At 41.4% G+C, this 16574-nt stretch carries 12 protein-coding genes; 4 read left to right on the plus strand and 8 right to left on the minus strand.

Annotated features, from left to right (window positions below; translation table 11 throughout):
• Positions 1 to 171: 171 nt before the first annotated feature.
• Entirely contained in the window at positions 172 to 753 is a 582-nt protein-coding gene (locus CWB80_RS04310) for a superoxide dismutase (RefSeq protein WP_054551537.1), read from the minus strand.
• 264 nt (positions 754 to 1017) lie between these two features.
• On the opposite strand from CWB80_RS04310, the gene CWB80_RS04315 reads away from it, so the two are divergent.
• Positions 1018 to 1356: a Grx4 family monothiol glutaredoxin gene (locus CWB80_RS04315; RefSeq protein WP_054551536.1), complete on the plus strand. Its 339-nt coding sequence runs from the start codon at positions 1018 to 1020 to the stop codon at positions 1354 to 1356.
• A gap of 116 nt (positions 1357 to 1472) precedes the next feature.
• Positions 1473 to 2369 carry a hypothetical protein gene (locus CWB80_RS04320; RefSeq protein WP_138600439.1) on the plus strand — a complete coding sequence of 299 codons (897 nt, stop codon included), beginning with the start codon at positions 1473 to 1475 and terminating at the stop codon, positions 2367 to 2369.
• Between the two features lie 11 nt (positions 2370 to 2380).
• Here CWB80_RS04320 and nfi read toward each other — a convergent pair whose 3' ends face one another.
• Positions 2381 to 3049, minus strand: a complete 669-nt coding sequence (gene nfi / locus CWB80_RS04325) for a deoxyribonuclease V (RefSeq protein ID WP_138600441.1) — start codon at positions 3047 to 3049, stop codon at positions 2381 to 2383.
• A gap of 115 nt (positions 3050 to 3164) precedes the next feature.
• Here nfi and CWB80_RS04330 point away from each other — a divergent pair, with 115 nt between their 5' ends.
• On the plus strand, positions 3165 to 4085 hold the full coding sequence (locus tag CWB80_RS04330; RefSeq protein WP_138600443.1) for a hypothetical protein: 921 nt from the start codon (positions 3165 to 3167) through the stop codon (positions 4083 to 4085).
• Between the two features lie 115 nt (positions 4086 to 4200).
• Here CWB80_RS04330 and CWB80_RS04335 read toward each other — a convergent pair whose 3' ends face one another.
• The 6 genes from CWB80_RS04335 to CWB80_RS04360 form a co-directional block, all read right to left on the minus strand.
• The gene (locus CWB80_RS04335) at positions 4201 to 5490 is read right to left on the minus strand and encodes a sensor histidine kinase (RefSeq protein WP_138600445.1); all 1290 of its coding nucleotides are present in this window, start codon (positions 5488 to 5490) and stop codon (positions 4201 to 4203) included.
• On the minus strand, positions 5490 to 6818 hold the full coding sequence (locus CWB80_RS04340) for a sigma-54-dependent transcriptional regulator (RefSeq protein ID WP_138600447.1): 1329 nt from the start codon (positions 6816 to 6818) through the stop codon (positions 5490 to 5492). Before CWB80_RS04340 ends, CWB80_RS04335 begins: the two co-directional genes overlap by 1 nt.
• 81 nt (positions 6819 to 6899) lie before the next feature.
• Positions 6900 to 8105 (minus strand): ABC transporter permease, encoded by a 1206-nt coding sequence (locus CWB80_RS04345; protein ID WP_138600449.1) that lies wholly within the window; start codon positions 8103 to 8105, stop codon positions 6900 to 6902.
• An 11-nt stretch (positions 8106 to 8116) separates the two neighbouring features.
• Entirely contained in the window at positions 8117 to 9430 is a 1314-nt protein-coding gene (locus CWB80_RS04350; RefSeq protein WP_138600451.1) for an ABC transporter permease, read from the minus strand.
• Positions 9431 to 9432: 2 nt separating this feature from the next.
• Positions 9433 to 10140, minus strand: a complete 708-nt coding sequence (locus tag CWB80_RS04355; protein ID WP_138600453.1) for an ABC transporter ATP-binding protein — start codon at positions 10138 to 10140, stop codon at positions 9433 to 9435.
• 21 nt (positions 10141 to 10161) lie between these two features.
• Positions 10162 to 11415 carry an efflux RND transporter periplasmic adaptor subunit gene (locus CWB80_RS04360; protein ID WP_138600702.1) on the minus strand — a complete coding sequence of 418 codons (1254 nt, stop codon included), beginning with the start codon at positions 11413 to 11415 and terminating at the stop codon, positions 10162 to 10164.
• 695 nt (positions 11416 to 12110) lie between these two features.
• Here CWB80_RS04360 and gltB point away from each other — a divergent pair.
• On the plus strand, positions 12111 to 16568 hold the full coding sequence (gltB, locus tag CWB80_RS04365) for a glutamate synthase large subunit (protein ID WP_138600455.1): 4458 nt from the start codon (positions 12111 to 12113) through the stop codon (positions 16566 to 16568).
• Positions 16569 to 16574: the final 6 nt, after the last annotated feature.

A 16574-nucleotide genomic window follows, 5' to 3' on the forward strand; every position in this document is an offset into this window, starting at 1 on the left:
CTTAGTCACGATTTTGAATTTTTGCGCAAGAAAATTAAGAATTTAATTGAAAAAAGCTCATCTTGATTACGCTTTTTGGCTGAGGGCTTGGCTGCGACTTAGAAGGGGCGTGCATCCGCAATAAAAAAGACGCCGAAGCGTCTTTTTTTGATTACTGCTAGTAACAGAAGATTAAGCGAAGTTAGCGTTCGCGAAGTCCCAGTTAACTAATGCCCAGAAACCTTTTAGGTAATCTGGACGAACGTTACGGTAATCGATGTAGTAAGCGTGTTCCCAAAGATCCACAGTTAGGATTGGAGTAACACCTTCATCAGTTAATGGCGTTGCAGCATTTGATGTGTTAACGATATCAAGTGTGCCGTCAGCTAGTTTAACTAACCAAGTCCAACTAGAACCGAAGTTGTTTACTGCTTTGTCGTTTAACGCTTCTTTGAATGCGTCGAAAGAACCCCATTTAGCGTTGATCGCGTCAGCGATTGCGCCTGTAGGCTCGCCACCACCGTTTGGAGATAGGCTGTTCCAGTAGAACGTGTGGTTCCAGATTTGTGCAGCATTGTTAAATACGCCACCTTCTGAAGAACATACGATTTCTTCTAGAGATTTGTTTTCGAATTCTGTGCCTGGGATCAGACCGTTTAATTTCACAACGTAAGTGTTGTGGTGTTTACCGTGGTGAAACTCTAGAGTCTCTTTTGAAATATGTGGCTCTAATGCATCGATTGCGTATGGTAGTGACGGTAGTTCAAATGCCATTTTTTATCTCCATCTTCTTGGTTGATAGTCCACTCAGTTATAGGTAATAGCAAGGTAAACAGCGTACTTCCCTATACCAAGTGGTATTATAGTGTTACTATAATTGTTGAGTATTTTACTCAAGTTTTAGCAAACAGCAATGCTATTGCTAAAGACTATTTAAAATTGTGGCTACGAATGCCGATTTTAAGTTATATATCTGAGGCCACAGTGAAACTTTTTCAAGGCCAATGTAGTAAGCCAATGTCTTTTTTGAGGTTGTAAATGGAAACCATCGATAAAATTAAACAGCAAATTTCTGAAAATCCAATTCTTCTTTACATGAAAGGATCACCAAAGTTACCTAACTGTGGTTTTTCTTCACAAGCATCACAAGCACTTATGGCGTGTGGTGAGCAGTTTGCTTACGTTGACATTCTACTTAACCCAGATATCCGTGCAGAGTTACCTGCATACGCAAACTGGCCAACATTCCCACAGTTATGGGTAGAAGGCGAGCTTATCGGTGGTTGTGACATTATCATCGAAATGTTTCAACGTGGTGAATTACAGCCACTAATCACTGAAACAGCTGCAAAGTACAAAGAAAAAGACGCTGAATAATTATATTTAGTGTTGAAAGAAGCCGCTGATTGCGGCTTTTTTTTTACCTATTTTCTTAGTTAAGTACAACTTAAAAATAAAATGCATGTTCAATTTTCTGCTGGGTTGATTATTAAATGAAATGTGAAGCTCCACCACTTGTTGTGTCTGGTGCGCTAGTAAAACAGGAAAGTTCCTACTTTTTCAAAGGGGTGCCTTTTACGGGGGTTGCGATTTTCACTGAAAGCGGGGTTGTTGTTAGCAAAAAGCAATTTTTTAATGGCGAAATATTAGGAGAATACAATTTTCCTTATATCGATATTAAAGGGCTTGAGTTATTAGATAGTATCATTGATGAAAAATGGGATGGAAACTTACAGCTTTTTCATGAAGGTAAGCCTTTTAATGGTGTTGTTTATGAGATTGCTTATGACTGGGTGTGTGATGTACGTTGTATCATTGAAGGGTGGGAATTAGATGGTTTGTCTCAACATTTTCAAAAGCATGATTGTTACTCTGAATTAATTTATGGCGCTGGTCCTATTCAGTATGAATATATATGGAATGAGCCTTCAGTGTTGTCTTATTACAAAGTGAAGGTTCAAGCTGGGGATAAAAGAAGTTTAAAGTTATCATTTAATAAAGAGAATAAGCTTCGTGGTATATATATCTATAAGAGTATTGACGATATCTTTTCTTTGAATGCTAAGGTTGATGACTCACCGCTAAAAATCACGAGTTTTAGCGATATAAAAAAATTGCTTTCTGATAATGTTATAGAGCTTAGCTTACAAGACGTAACGGATGTAAAATTTACAGAATTATTGCCGTCGCTGTTAGAGTTCCCAGTTAATACGCTTTTAGTTTCAAATATTAGCTGGGGTGTTTTATACGAGCTGAAAAAACATGCTTGGCTGGAGCTAGAAGAACTAAGCTTTCACCATTTAGTTAATTTAACATTAGATGAGGTCATTTCTTTTCGAAATGATAATTTTAAGAAGGTAAAAATATTATACAAACTTAAGCTTTATTAATGAGTTAAGATTTATGTTTTTTCATAAGTCTTTTCTCTATGTTCTTTTAAAGTTTTATTTACCAGTTGATCAGCTTGACGTGTTGTCTCGGGAAGTCTGTATTTAGGCGTTAGCTTGAGAACCCACTCAACTGCTGTATCTAAAGATACTTTATGGCCAATAGATACATAAACAGGTTTAATGTTATCTTGTGTGCGTAACACTTTGCCAATAACTTCGTCGTTATCTAATAAATCTGCCGTTGCGCCGCGGTGTGCTGCAAGTTCATTAAACTCGCCTAATAACTTGGTTTTTCCGCAACCTATGGTGGGGATATCTAATGTGACACCCAAGTGGCAAGCAAGACCAAAACGCCGTGGATGTGCAAGGCCATGGCCATCGCAAACAATTAAATCAGGTGTTATGGTCAGTTTGTTATATGCATTTAAAAGCGGTGGCACTTCACGAAATGAAAATAGCCCTGGTATATAAGGAAAGCTGATGGCCTCAATACTAGTTTGTACTTCAAGTACTTTTAATGTATCAGCATTCAGTACCGTAATTGCGCCAACAACTTCAGATGATTGTTCGTTATAAGCAACATCGACACCAGCAATTGTCTTAACACACTGCTTTTCATCGGATGCTCTTACTTTTTTAGAGAGCGACAGCTGTGCTTCTTTTAAACTATTGATATCCATAACATCTTAAAAATTCAAAGTATAATGTGAGATTTTATCATAATTAAAAAATGCTAGTTGTATGAAAAAAATAAAGTTTATTATTACTCATCAAAAAAGCAGGTACATGTAAATAATGAATAAAAACTTAGAAAAATTTTTACGAAAGCGTAAGCGTGCAATCAAAGGCCCGGAAAAGTATAAAAATATTTTTGAGGATAATATTGTTAGAATTACTCACTATATTGAGCATGGTAAAACCCAGGGAGAAGAGTTTTCTAATGAGCGATTACCTTTTGCTCCTTGGGAAAAGCTTAATATTGAACTGTCAGGCCAATGTAAAATTTACGAAAATATTGCACAAGCTAGTTTAGTTAAGGACAGCGTGATTGATGCAGAGCACTTAAGTTATTATTTAAATTATGGATACTATGAATTAGCAATTGCGCATATAAAGCAAAAACGCTGTTTTATTCGTTTTGGAGTTGAAAACGAAGGAGTTATTTCACCTGGCAGTGTATTTCAATTAGCTACAGCTTTTTTATTACATCAGTATGATTATGCTCGGCAATTTTATAGATTATTCGAAAACGGTTATATGAAAAACTGGATAAACCGTTCGAAAAGTCATATTGGTGATTTTATCATCTTGTTGTTTGATAGGGCGAAAGGTGATAATACTCTAAAACCGATTGTAGATGACTTTGCTTACCAAGCTATTTTAGATAATTGGAATAGTACTGACTTAACAAAAGTCACCGCTTATCTAAATCAGTTATGTGATGATCAAGTCACTCAGGTAGCATCACCACCGAGTAAGATGTTTTTTGAGTTCGATAATATGAACTGGCAATTTACACCTTATGCTGCACTTATGCTGCTAACGTTAAGAGCACAACATGGCCTTGAGAACCCTGATTTTGATCACCCAGGTTTTGGCAATGTGACTTCTTTACTATTAACACAGCCTGTAGCCCCTCAAAAAGATGAGGTGCTTGAACAACTCGTTGCCAAGTTACATGAGCAAGGTTTCAACGAAAAGGCTTTATTAGCATAGAGGTTTAAATAAGTGGTAATTTAATCAGTATGATACGACTTAGCATTGCAAAAGCTCATATTATGTTACGGGTTTCTTTGTTAATCATGATCCATCTCGAATGTGTTAAAGGCCATTAGGGCAGCAAAACATGCACGCTTAATCCACCTTGCTCGCGGTTATGTAAGCTGATTTGCCCGTGGTGTGCTTCAACTATTTCTCTGCAAAGTGCTAACCCTAAGCCACTACCTGTTGCTTTGGTTGAGTAAAAGGGAATAAGTGCGTTCGCCATTACAGCTTCACTCATACCTTTGCCTTTATCACTCACCGTGATGTGTGTGCCACTTGCTTCTTGTTGCACAGTTAAGCTGACACCTTCGGGGTTTGACCCTGACTCATAGGCATTTTTTAATAGGTTTATAAGTAACTGTTCGAGCTGAGTGTGATCAGCGTCAGTTGTCACTCGCTCATCAAGTGAGACCTCAACCTGCCACTGACTTTTTAATTGCTCAATCAGTGTCGGCCAGTTAATCGTTGATAGTTGAGGGGTGGGTAACTTGGCAAATTTACCATAACCTTGCACAAACTCATTAAGGTGTTTTATGCGGTCTTCAATGGTTGTAAATACCCGTTTTAAGCGTGGTTCATCGACTTCTTTTGTTAAAAGTTGCGCGCTATGAAGCATTGATGACATTGGCCCAAGGGAGTTGTTAAGCTCATGGCTAATAATACGAATAACTTTTTTCCAAACCTCTACTTCTTGGCGGCTTAGTTCGCGGGTCAGCTGTTTAAAAACATACAGTTGATGAAACTGATTATTAAGTAATAATCGGCCTGTTGCCATATGCCAAGTTTGTGATTCTTGATCCGCTTTGTCGAGGGTAAATAAGCCATCAACACCTTTGTGTATGGCACGCGTTAATTGCTCGCAGCTTGAATCTAATAAGTTTTCTAGCTTGGCGCCTTCAAGGGCTGATTTAGCATCAAGTAAGCTGCGGGCACTGTGGTTGCTATAAACAATAAAGCCTTGGTCGTTAGTCAAAAGCACAGCTTGTGGGGAGCTTTGCAGTACTTTGTCGAGCATCAACTCACGCTGATAAATCCATTGTTTTTCTTGGCGAAGCTGTTTTGCAGTTTGGTTATAAAGCCGGCATAAATCACCTAGCTCATCACTGCCATCATAGGCTAATAATGTAGCCAGCTCACCATCTTTAAAATTAAGCAGCCCGGTTTCGAGCGAGTTCATGCCATCAATGAGCGGAGCTGATAATTGCGCGGCAAAAAATCCGCTTATCAAGGTGCAAGCGAGTAGGGCTAATAGGCTGTAAAGCAAGCTTATGCCCGCAAAATAACAAACCAATATAAGCGGCAATGCAGACGCTGCAATACACAAAGTGATGATTTTATATCGAAACGAAAAACGCATTAGTATTCAATCTTAAATTTATCAAGCCTGCGGTAGAGTGCTTGGCGGCTTAAACCAAAATGGCGAGCCACTTTAGCAATCACACCTTTGTACTCGCTCATGGCAAGTTCGATCTCTTGTTTATTAGGCTCTGCTCTTGTATGTGTTGGGCTGTTTGTTTCAACTTGTAAGCCAAAATCAGCAAGCTCAATCACCCCTGAGGGTTTTAAAACGCCAGCGCGTTTACAGGCATTTTCAAGCTCACGAACATTACCCGGCCAGCTATGGGCGAGCAGGGTTTTTTCTGTACTTAACGACAGTGTGCGCTCAGGCAAAAAGTGTGCGACTAAAGCTAAAATATCATCTGGGCGATGGGCAAGGCTTGGTAAATTTAACTCAATTACATTTAAGCGGTAGTAAAGGTCTTCGCGAAATTGACCTGTTTTAATTGCATGGCTTAAATCTTCATTGGTTGCTGAAATCACCCGCACATTCACTTTACGTGTTTGTGTTGAGCCTAAACGTTCAAATTCACCAGTTTGTAAAATGCGTAATAATTTCATTTGTCCAGAAAGTGGCAAGTTACCAATTTCGTCTAAAAATAGGGTGCCACCATCGGCCGCTTCAAAACGGCCAATGCGTTGTTTAGTAATACCGGTGTAGGCGCCCGCTTCTGCACCAAATAATTCAGCCTCAATAAGCTCGCTTGGTAAAGCACCGGCATTAACAGTGATAAAGGGTTTATCAGCTAATAATGAATTAGCCTGTATTATTTGCGCAATGCGCTCTTTACCACTGCCGTTGGGGCCTGTGATAAGCACTGAAATATCCGATTTAGCCACTTGAATCGCAAGATTAACAATGTGCTCCATAGCGGTACTTTTATAAACCAAGCCCACCAAATTTGCTTGTTGCACAGATGCGTCACGCTCTTGCTGGTGGCGTGTAAAGGTTTCGTTTTGCTGTTTTGCTCTACCCAGTTCGATTAGGTTATTTACACAAGTAAGTAGCTTGGCATCGTCCCATGGTTTTGGTAAATAATCAGCAGCCCCTGCTTTGACAAGTTCAACGGCAGTAGAAAGCTCTGTCCATGCGGTGATCAAAATAATCGGTAGGTGAGGGTTTATGTCTCGTAAGGCATAAAAAAGTTCTTTGCCTTCTTCGCCGGAAGTGGTGTCGGCGGTAAAGTTCATGTCTTGAATAACAAGCGCAATACGTTGGTATTGTACGGCTTGAATTGCCTCAAACGGGTTACTTGCTGTAACAACATCAAAACCGTGAATTTCGAGTAATAACGACAATGCATCCAAAATGGCTGGGTTATCGTCGACGATAAGTATTTTTTCCATATTATTGTTTTAGTTATTTTCCTAATAAGGGTGCAAGATGAATGCTACACTGTTAATCCAGTGTAGCATAGGTTGGGAGAACTAAATTGTTCGAGTTGCAATGCTCGGTGAGATATTCGCCGCCCGTTTTGCAGGTGCAAGGACTGCTAATAAACTCATAACGAACACTGCCAGCGCTGTAGCAAGCACGTAGCTAACATCAAGCTGAGCTATTGAAAAGTGCTGCATGAGCAACTGGCCTAAATACACGGCAGCAATCACACCAATCACTAAACCAACTATACATATCATGGCGTTTTCAACTAAGAAGTAGCTGATGATGGCCGATTTTCTGGCGCCTAAAGCGCGGCGAGTGCCTATTTGTTTAGTACGCTTGCTAATATTGAACAGCGTTAGGCCGAAAATACCCAGGGCCGTCACCAACACTAAAATAGTAATAAGTACAATCAACATGCGCATCATTAATGTATCTTCAGCCATGTATGACTCTTTATCGTCATCTAAGCCACGAATGCGAGAAATAACGCGTTTGTTGTAGTTTTTCAGCATGGCTTCTTCAACACGGTTCATGACTGATTGGCGTTGACCAGGCTCTGTTCTAACCACAAAGCGTGCATTTGTACCAGGTTTAATAAAAGGCAGCAGTGCTACGTTATCTGGGCGGCTGTCTTTAAGCCAAGGGCCTTTCATTAGATCAATAACACCAATTATTTTCATTGGAATGTCACCAAAGTAGACTGTTTGCCCTAAACCATTGCCTTCAGGGAACAACTCATCGAGTAGAGTTTTAGTAACAACGGTTACTTTTGAAAGCTCATCATAGTTATCGGTGACGATCACTTCGTCTTCGGTGTAGTTACGCCCAGCAATGAGTTTTACACCATAAGTATTAATGCCATGCTCATCGATAAACATGTAAGAGCTACGCGCTGATTTACTCTCTTCAGGTGCTGGCTTTAAACTAAAATCTGACGAAGAGCCACTGCCCGAAAGCGGTGTATTACTTGAATAAGCAGCATCAACTACACCAGGTATTTGACGAAGCATGGCTTCATCAAGCTCATATTGCTGTGACGGCGACACATCTTTGCCAAACATCATGACATTAAAAACGAAAATGTCTTGTTCAGGATAGCCAGTCTCTTGGCTTAAATAGCTAATTCTGTCTTGAATAATAAACGCTGCGTTACTAACAATTGCAGTGGTGATGGCAATTTGGATCAGTAATAAAATGGCGCCAACTTTTGAGCGGCATAAGGCGTGAAAGATAGGTTTAATTTCTAACATGGGTGTCTTCCTTATTGGCTCTTAAGATAAATAGCAGGGTTGGTTTTACATACCAGCCAAGCAGGGTACAGACCCGCTATCACACAGGTGCTAATTGCAATCACAGGTGCGCTGAGTAGCATGGTTAAATCCATAGTGGCTAAGCTTTGGTAGTAGCTATAGCTTTGACGTACGCCTAATAAGCCCACTTGCGCCAAAATAATTCCGAAGATGCCACCTAAGAAACCTAACATCGCGACCTCAACAATATGTTGAAAGAATATTTGGCGTTTGCTTGCACCTAATGCACGGCGCACACCAACCTCAGGAGCGCGGCGTAAAAATTTCGCTAGTAATAAACCTAAAATGTTGGCAAGGCATACTGCTAAAAACATAAAGCTTAGGCCAACCAGAATTTCGTTGTCTTCGCTAACGACATTGTTGTACTGCATCCACTCATTTACATCGCGTAAGGTGGCGGTTAATTTTTCGCGGTTAAAACGACCTAGCTTTTGTTGCTCTTGCATATAGGCCATTAAAAAGTCTTGGTAAGCTTGTTTTTCTGCAGGTGTTTTTAGTTCAACCCAAAATTGTAACCACACCATTTCAGAATTGAGTTTGTCGTTAAAGGTATTGGTTTTTTCGTGCTTCCAACCATTGGTATTACCCCAGTTTTCAAGCTCTCGGGCTTTCATTAGGCTAAATGGTAAAAATAGTTGCTCGGTCTTATTAAATGCACCGTTGTTCAGATCATAATATTTGGTGGTGATATCCCAATCATCAATCACGCCAATAACTTCGTAGCTGGCATCATCGAGGTACACCATTTTACCGACAGGGTTTTCACCTGCGAATAACTTGTCGTTTAATTCTTTATTGATCACCACAACAGGGGCTGCATCGGCTTCTTGTTGCGCGCTCCAAACCCCACCGTAAATAAACGATAGGTTAAACATATCGAAAAAATCAGGCGTGGTTAGGCGTGCTTGTCCAATAAATGGTTTAACTTTATCTGAGTCTAAATAAACCGAAAAACCCGTTCTAACCATAGTGACACGTTTGCCACCCGCATTTGCTTGATTAAGATTAACGGCATCCTGATAAGTTAATTGCAGTGGCATGTTATCGACTGTCCACCACGTACGGCCTTCATCCATGGTTTGTAGCTGTACTGTATAAAGGTCGCTACTTTTTTCAGGAATAGGGTCTGCCGACATCATGTGGTACACAGATAAACTGGTCATGGTTACGCCAATACCAATGGCAATGGCCAGTACCATTAAAAAGCTCACAAGTGGCGTGCGCTTAAAGCTGCGCCAGCTTAAATCTAAATAATGAAGGAACATGGTTACACTCCAGCCGCTTTAAGATTTTGAGTGCCTTGGTACAAGGTGAAGTCAGCGAGTTGGCCGTCAACAACTTGGATATTACGTGGTGCTCTGCGAGCAAGTTCTGGATCATGAGTAACCATGATGATGGTTGCGCCATCACGGTTGATTTGCTCAAGTAGCTCCATTACTTGACGGGCCATTAAGCTATCTAAATTACCGGTTGGCTCATCGGCAAGTAAAAAGCGCGGTTCACCAGCAAGGGCTCTGGCAATAGCTACACGTTGTTGTTGGCCACCAGAAAGTTGTTGCGGTAAGTGTTTAGCGCGTGATGCTAAACCAACTTGCTCTAAGCATTGCTCGATTCGGCGTTTACGCTCGGCGGCTTTGATACCGCGATAACGCAGTGGTACTTCAATATTTTCATAGAGGTTCAAATCTGGGATCAGGTTGAAGCCTTGGAAAATAAAACCAATTTTTTGATTACGAAGATCTGCACGCTGGTTGTCGTTTAGCTTACCCACGTCAATACCATCTAGCATGTATTGGCCTTCGCTAAAGGGTTCTAACATACCGGCGATGTTTAAAAATGTGGTTTTACCTGAGCCACTTGGCCCTGTTACGGCAATAAATTCACCTTCTTTTACTTGTAGATTAAAGTCACGAAGGGCATGTGTTTGTACCATATCTGTTTGATACACTTTGCTGATGTTGTTCATTGTAAGCATGTTGATTATTCCTTTTATTTGTTAGCGTAAAACCAGTGTGGGTGCTTTTTTAAAGCGATCGTAGTTTGAGATAATTAGCTTATCGCCAGGCTCTACGCCTTCAATTATCTCCACAGCATTGATACTGCTTGCACCGGTTTTTATATCGATTAAATAAGCCATGTCACCGTCAACTTTATAAGCATGGGTGCCACCTTGTTGTAAGAATGCGCCTCGTTTTACTTGTAATACATCGTCGCGATTCTCTAGTAAAATACGTGCAGTTAAGCGTTGGTTTTGGCGAATGCCAGAAATCTCATTGTCAAAGCGTACGCGGGTTGTCACCTCGCGGTTATTCACTTCAGGTGATATAGCCGATAGTATGCCTGTGACATGACGAGCACCTAAAGTAAGCTCAACTTGCATACCAAGACCTAGCTCATTGGCGTAACTTTCTGGTACTTGCAGTTCTGCTTCAAAGTTACTTAAATCTACCAATGTCATTAATGGTTGGCTTTGTGTGACCACTTCTTTTTGTTGCACTAATAAGTTACCCACAATGCCGCTTACACTCGCGGTAATAGTGAGTTCATTTACTTGTCTGAGTAAGTCATCAACAATCAGTTGCTGACGTGCCAGATCACGCTCTGCAGCTTTTAGCTCAAATGCGAGGGTATCTTTAGCTAAGCTGACTTCTTGCTCGGCGTGCTTATAAGACAGCTTGGCACGAGCTAAGTCATCAACGGCTTTTTCTAAATCTATTTGGCTAATTAAATGTTTTTCGATTGAGATTTTAGCTCGGCGGTTTTCTCTATCTGCGGCATTGAGTTCAACTTGCGCTAAATCGAGCGCTTTAGTCAGGCTTAGTTTTTGTCTGCGCGCTTCAAGTTGCTTGCGCTGTAATTCGCCTTCTAATCGCGCTAATACTGATTGTTGTTGTTTTAGCTCGTTGGTTAGCTCAGGGCTGGTTACGGTTGCGATCACTTCATTTACTTCAACGCTGTCACCGGCTTTTACTTTTAAATCGACAAAGCCGCGTTCTGGGCTATAAACCTTTGGCGCATTAGCTGCAACGATTTTACCGCTTGCTGCTACATCTCTGGTGAGTGTCTTTTGGCTTACTTCACTAATTTGTAGGCTTGCTGCATCAACCGAAATGCTGCCATCGTTACTGGCAAACAATGCTTGAAAGCCGAGTGCACCAACAAGTATTACACTTGCAGCTAGTATAAGTGGCTTTTTAATGGTGGTTTTCTTGGCCACGGTAATATCTTGGGCACTGGTATCCTTAATCATCATAACTCCTTACGATTCTCAAAACACACAATCATGAAGCCAACGGCAAGCATGGTAAGTGGAGAAGCCATAAACAAACTGATAGTGAACATTTTGAAATCCTCAATTTCGCTGATGTCTTATCTATACCAGTAGCGTGCCAGTTTTTAATTTATTGATTTTTAATTATTTTATGTTTTAACAGTGAGTTAATGTCTGTCCGCGGACAGAAAAAGTGTCCGCTGCGGACACTTTTAAATTGCTGATTGTTGACGCAAGGGTAAAGAACTCAGTCATTGCGACTAAGGTAGTCTGCTCAGATACGTAGTTTGTAACTATGCTAAAGCCAAGAGTAAATAATGATGCAGTTAGGCTAGGCGAGACCCCGTAAAAAACTGCATTGATATTCATATCTTGAATAATTATTCAAAACAAAGCGCAGTTTACGTTAACGTAAATCGGCGGGTTTTTAGATTGTTTTTTTACAAGTTGTTAAATTTGACACCAGTGTCATAAAAAAATAACGGGTAAAATACGACTAAATGTAAAAAAATAGCATAGAATTTAAAAAGTGCTTTAAGTGAGAAATATTCATGAATATGAATATGTATTCAAAACTCTATTGACTCATGAGGTATTTGGCGATAGTTTTGTTCGTCTGCTAGCACTGTCACAAAAGACTGAACCGCTAGTCGTTGTAGCAAGGGGAGGGGTCTATGTTATACGACTCAAAATTAGAAAAAGATAATTGTGGCTTTGGCTTAATAGCCCAGGTCAATGGTCAGGCGAGTCACCGCTTGATTCGAACAGCAATCACTGGCTTAGATCGCATGGAACACCGTGGGGGTATTTCTGCTGATGGTAAAACAGGTGATGGCTGTGGTTTATTAATGCAAAAACCTGATAGCTTCTTTCGTGCTATAGCCAGCGAACATGATTGGCATTTAGGAAAGAACTACGCCGTTGGCATGGTATTTTTAAATGCCGATCCTGTACTTGCGCAAACAGCTAAAGATGTGTTGAGTGAAGAACTCGAAAAAGAAACCTTGAGCATTCAAGGCTGGCGCGTAGTACCTACCGATGCGTCATGTTTAGGGCCAATTGCAAAAAAACAACTACCAGGCTTTGAACAAATTTTTGTAAGCGCACCAGAAGGCTGGCGTCCAAAAGATTTAGAACGTCGCTTGTATGTAGCGCGTCGTCGTGCTGAAAAGCGCCTCGAAAACGATGAACATTTTTATATTGCCAGCTTATCTGGTTTAGTTACTGTCTATAAAGGCTTAATGATGCCTGTAGACTTACCTAACTTTTATTTAGACCTAGCTGACATCCGCATGACCAGTGCGATTTGTGTATTCCACCAACGTTTCTCTACTAATACACAACCTCGTTGGCCACTGGCGCAACCATTCCGCTATCTAGCACATAATGGTGAAATTAATACGATTCAAGGTAACCGCCAATGGGCTCGTGCCCGTGCGTATAAGTTTGCCTCACCACTTATTCCTGATTTGCAATCAGCAGCACCATTCGTGAACGAAAGTGGCTCTGACTCTTCAAGTTTAGATAATATGCTTGAATTGTTCTTAGCCGGTGGCATGGATTTATTCCGTGCAATGCGTATGCTTGTGCCGCCAGCATGGCAAAAAAACCGTGCTATGGATGATGACTTACGTGCATTCTATGACTTTAATTCAATGCATATGGAACCATGGGATGGCCCAGCTGGTATTGTCATGTCTGACGGTCGTTTTGCTGCTTGTAACCTTGACCGTAACGGTTTACGCCCAGCGCGTTATGTAATTACCCAAGATGGTTTTATTACCCTTGCCTCAGAAGTAGGTATTTGGGACTACGCGCCAGACGAAGTGGTTGAGAAAGGCCGTGTTGGCCCTGGTGAGTTATTAGTAATTGATACTCATCAAGGTAAAATTTGGCATTCAGATGAGATTGACCAAGATCTTAAGTCACGCCATCCATATAAAGCATGGCTTGAAGCAAACGTTAAGCGTTTAACGCCATTTGAACAGTTATCTGAAAAAGATGCGGGTAACCGTTCTTTTGATGACGAAACACTGCTTAAGTATCAAAAAATGTTTGGCTACACCAACGAAGAGCTTGATAGCGTGATTCGTGTAATGGGTGAAAATGGTCAAGAAGCAACAGGTTCAATGGGTGATGACACGCCATTTGCGGTTCTGTCAGAAGGCCATCGCTCACTGTTTGATTACTTCCGACAAAAATTTGCGCAAGTAACCAATCCACCAATTGACCCACTTCGTGAAAATCACGTTATGTCACTGGCAACCTGTATTGGTAGTGAGCAAAACGTATTTAACGAAACAACCGGCCACGCTAAGCGTTTACAGTTTGATACGCCGATTTTGATGTACGCTGATATGCAACAGCTGATCAATGCTGACGATGAGCATTACAGCTACTGTAAAATTGATATCACTTACACACAAGAAGAAGGCTTAGAAAAAGCAATCACACGTATTTGTGATGAAGCACAAGAAAAAGCAGCGTCAGGCTGTGTCATGCTTATTTTAAGTGATCGTAACTTTAGCGAAACGCATTTGCCGATCCCGGCTGCGATGGCGGTTGGTTCAATTCAAAGGCGTTTAGTCGATAATAACTTACGTTGTGAATCTAATATCATCATCGAATCGGGTAGTGTCCGTGATGCGCATCAGTTTGCGGTATTACTTGGTTTTGGTGCAACGGCAATTTATCCGTACCTTGCATATGAATCATTAGTTGCAATGAGTGACAAAAAGATTTTAAACAAGAGCTATTGCGAAGTAACGCTTGCTTATCGTAATGCGATCAACAAGGGTCTGTATAAAATCATGTCGAAAATGGGGATCAGTACTGTTGCTTCGTACCGCTGCTCGATGTTATTTGAGGCAGTTGGTTTATCAGATGCGGTTGTAGAAACCTGTTTTAACGGTGTAGCTAGTCGTATCAAAGGGGCGTGTTTTACTGATTTTGATGATGACCAACGTAAACTTCATAAGCTGGCATTTAGTAAACGTAAGTTATTAAGTCATGGTGGCTTACTAAAATATGTTCACGGTGGTGAGTACCATGCTTATAACCCAGATGTTATTCAAACACTGCAAAAGGCAGTGCGCTCTGGGGATTATAAAGACTACTTGGCTTATGCTGATTTAGTAAATAACCGTCCGATCACCAATTTACGTGACATGTTGGCGGTGAAAATTCCTGATAGCGGTGTGAGTGTTGATGACGTAGAGCCAGCAACTGAGCTTTACAAACGTTTTGACTCAGCAGCAATGAGTATTGGTGCATTATCGCCAGAAGCACATGAAGCACTCGCGATTGCAATGAACCGCTTAGGGGGTTGTTCAAACTCTGGTGAAGGTGGTGAAGACAAGCTTCGCTATGGTACAGAGAAAAACTCACGTATTAAGCAAGTTGCTTCGGGCCGTTTTGGTGTTACACCACATTACTTACGTAGCGCTGATGTCATTCAGATTAAAGTGGCGCAGGGTGCAAAACCAGGTGAGGGTGGTCAATTACCGGGTGAAAAAGTAACGCCGTATATTGCAAAATTACGTTACTCAGTGCCTGGTGTGACCTTGATTTCGCCTCCGCCGCATCACGATATTTACTCGATTGAAGACTTAGCCCAGCTTATTTTCGATTTAAAACAAGTAAACCCAGATGCACTGATCTCGGTGAAACTCGTTTCTGAGCCGGGTGTGGGTACTATCGCAACAGGCGTAGCTAAAGCCTATGCCGATTTAATTACCATTGCTGGTTATGACGGTGGTACAGGTGCAAGCCCGCTTACTTCTGTTAAGTATGCAGGTAGCCCTTGGGAGCTTGGTCTTGCTGAAACCCAGCAGGCGCTGGTAGAAAATGGTTTACGTCACCGTATTCGTTTGCAAACAGATGGTGGTCTTAAAACGGGCCTAGATATCATTAAGGCGGCTATTTTAGGTGCTGAAAGCTTTGGCTTTGGTACTGGCCCTATGGTGGCACTTGGTTGTAAATATTTACGTATTTGTCACTTAAACAACTGTGCGACTGGTGTTGCAACGCAAGACGATACGCTGCGCCAAAAGCATTATCATGGCCTACCAGAGATGGCGATGAACTACTTTAAGTTTATAGCTGAAGAAGCACGCCAAATTATGGCAAGCCTAGGTGTAACTCGTTTAACAGATTTAATTGGTCGTTTGGACTTACTTGAAGCAATCGAAGGCAACACAGAGAAACAAAAGAAAGTCGATCTGTCGTCAGTGATTGCTGTGCCTAACAACCCAACGGGTGAAACACTGTATTGTAGTGCGCCAAATAGCTCACACTACTTAGGTCAGCTAAATGAAACCTTGCTTGAAAAAGCTAAACAAGCAATTGATGAAAAATCAGGTATCTCACTGGTTAACCGTATTTGCAATACAGACCGTTCAGTGGGCGCTATGTTATCTGGCTATATCGCTTCTAAACACGGTAACCAAGGTATGGCTGCTGATCCTGTCTCTGTTGAGCTTCATGGTACAGCGGGTCAATCATTTGGTGTATGGAATGCGGGTGGCCTTGAAATGACACTCGTTGGTGATGCCAATGACTATGTTGGTAAAGGCATGGCTGGCGGTAAGCTAGTAATTCGCCCACCGCTGGGTTCATCGTTCGAAAGCCACAAAGCGACTATTGCCGGTAATACCTGTTTATATGGTGCAACAGGCGGTAAGTTATTTGCTGCAGGCTGTGCCGGTGAGCGTTTTGCAGTGCGTAACTCAGGCGTTCAAGCGGTTGTAGAAGGTGTTGGTGACAATGGCTGTGAATACATGACAGGTGGTGTGGTTTGCGTACTTGGCAAAGTGGGTATTAACTTTGGTGCAGGTATGACAGGGGGATTTGCGTATATTCTTGATGAAGGCAACGACTTTGAAAAACGCATTAACCCTGAGCTTGTTGAAATTGTTACCCTTGAAGGGTTGGCGTCACACCAAGAACATTTACGCGGCCTCATTGCTGAGCATTTAGAGCTTACCGGCTCAAACCGCGCTGAGCAGATTTTAGCTAACTTCGATTTATACATGCCAATGTTTAAATTAGTTAAGCCAAAGTCTAGTGATGTAAAAAGTTTACTCGGACACCGAGCGCGCAGTAGCGCAGAGCTTCGTGTTCAGGCTCAGTAAGGGGGT

The sequence above is a fragment of the Pseudoalteromonas sp. S1650 genome, assembly GCF_005887195.1.
GTDB classification, from domain to species: Bacteria; Pseudomonadota; Gammaproteobacteria; order Enterobacterales; family Alteromonadaceae; genus Pseudoalteromonas; species Pseudoalteromonas simplex.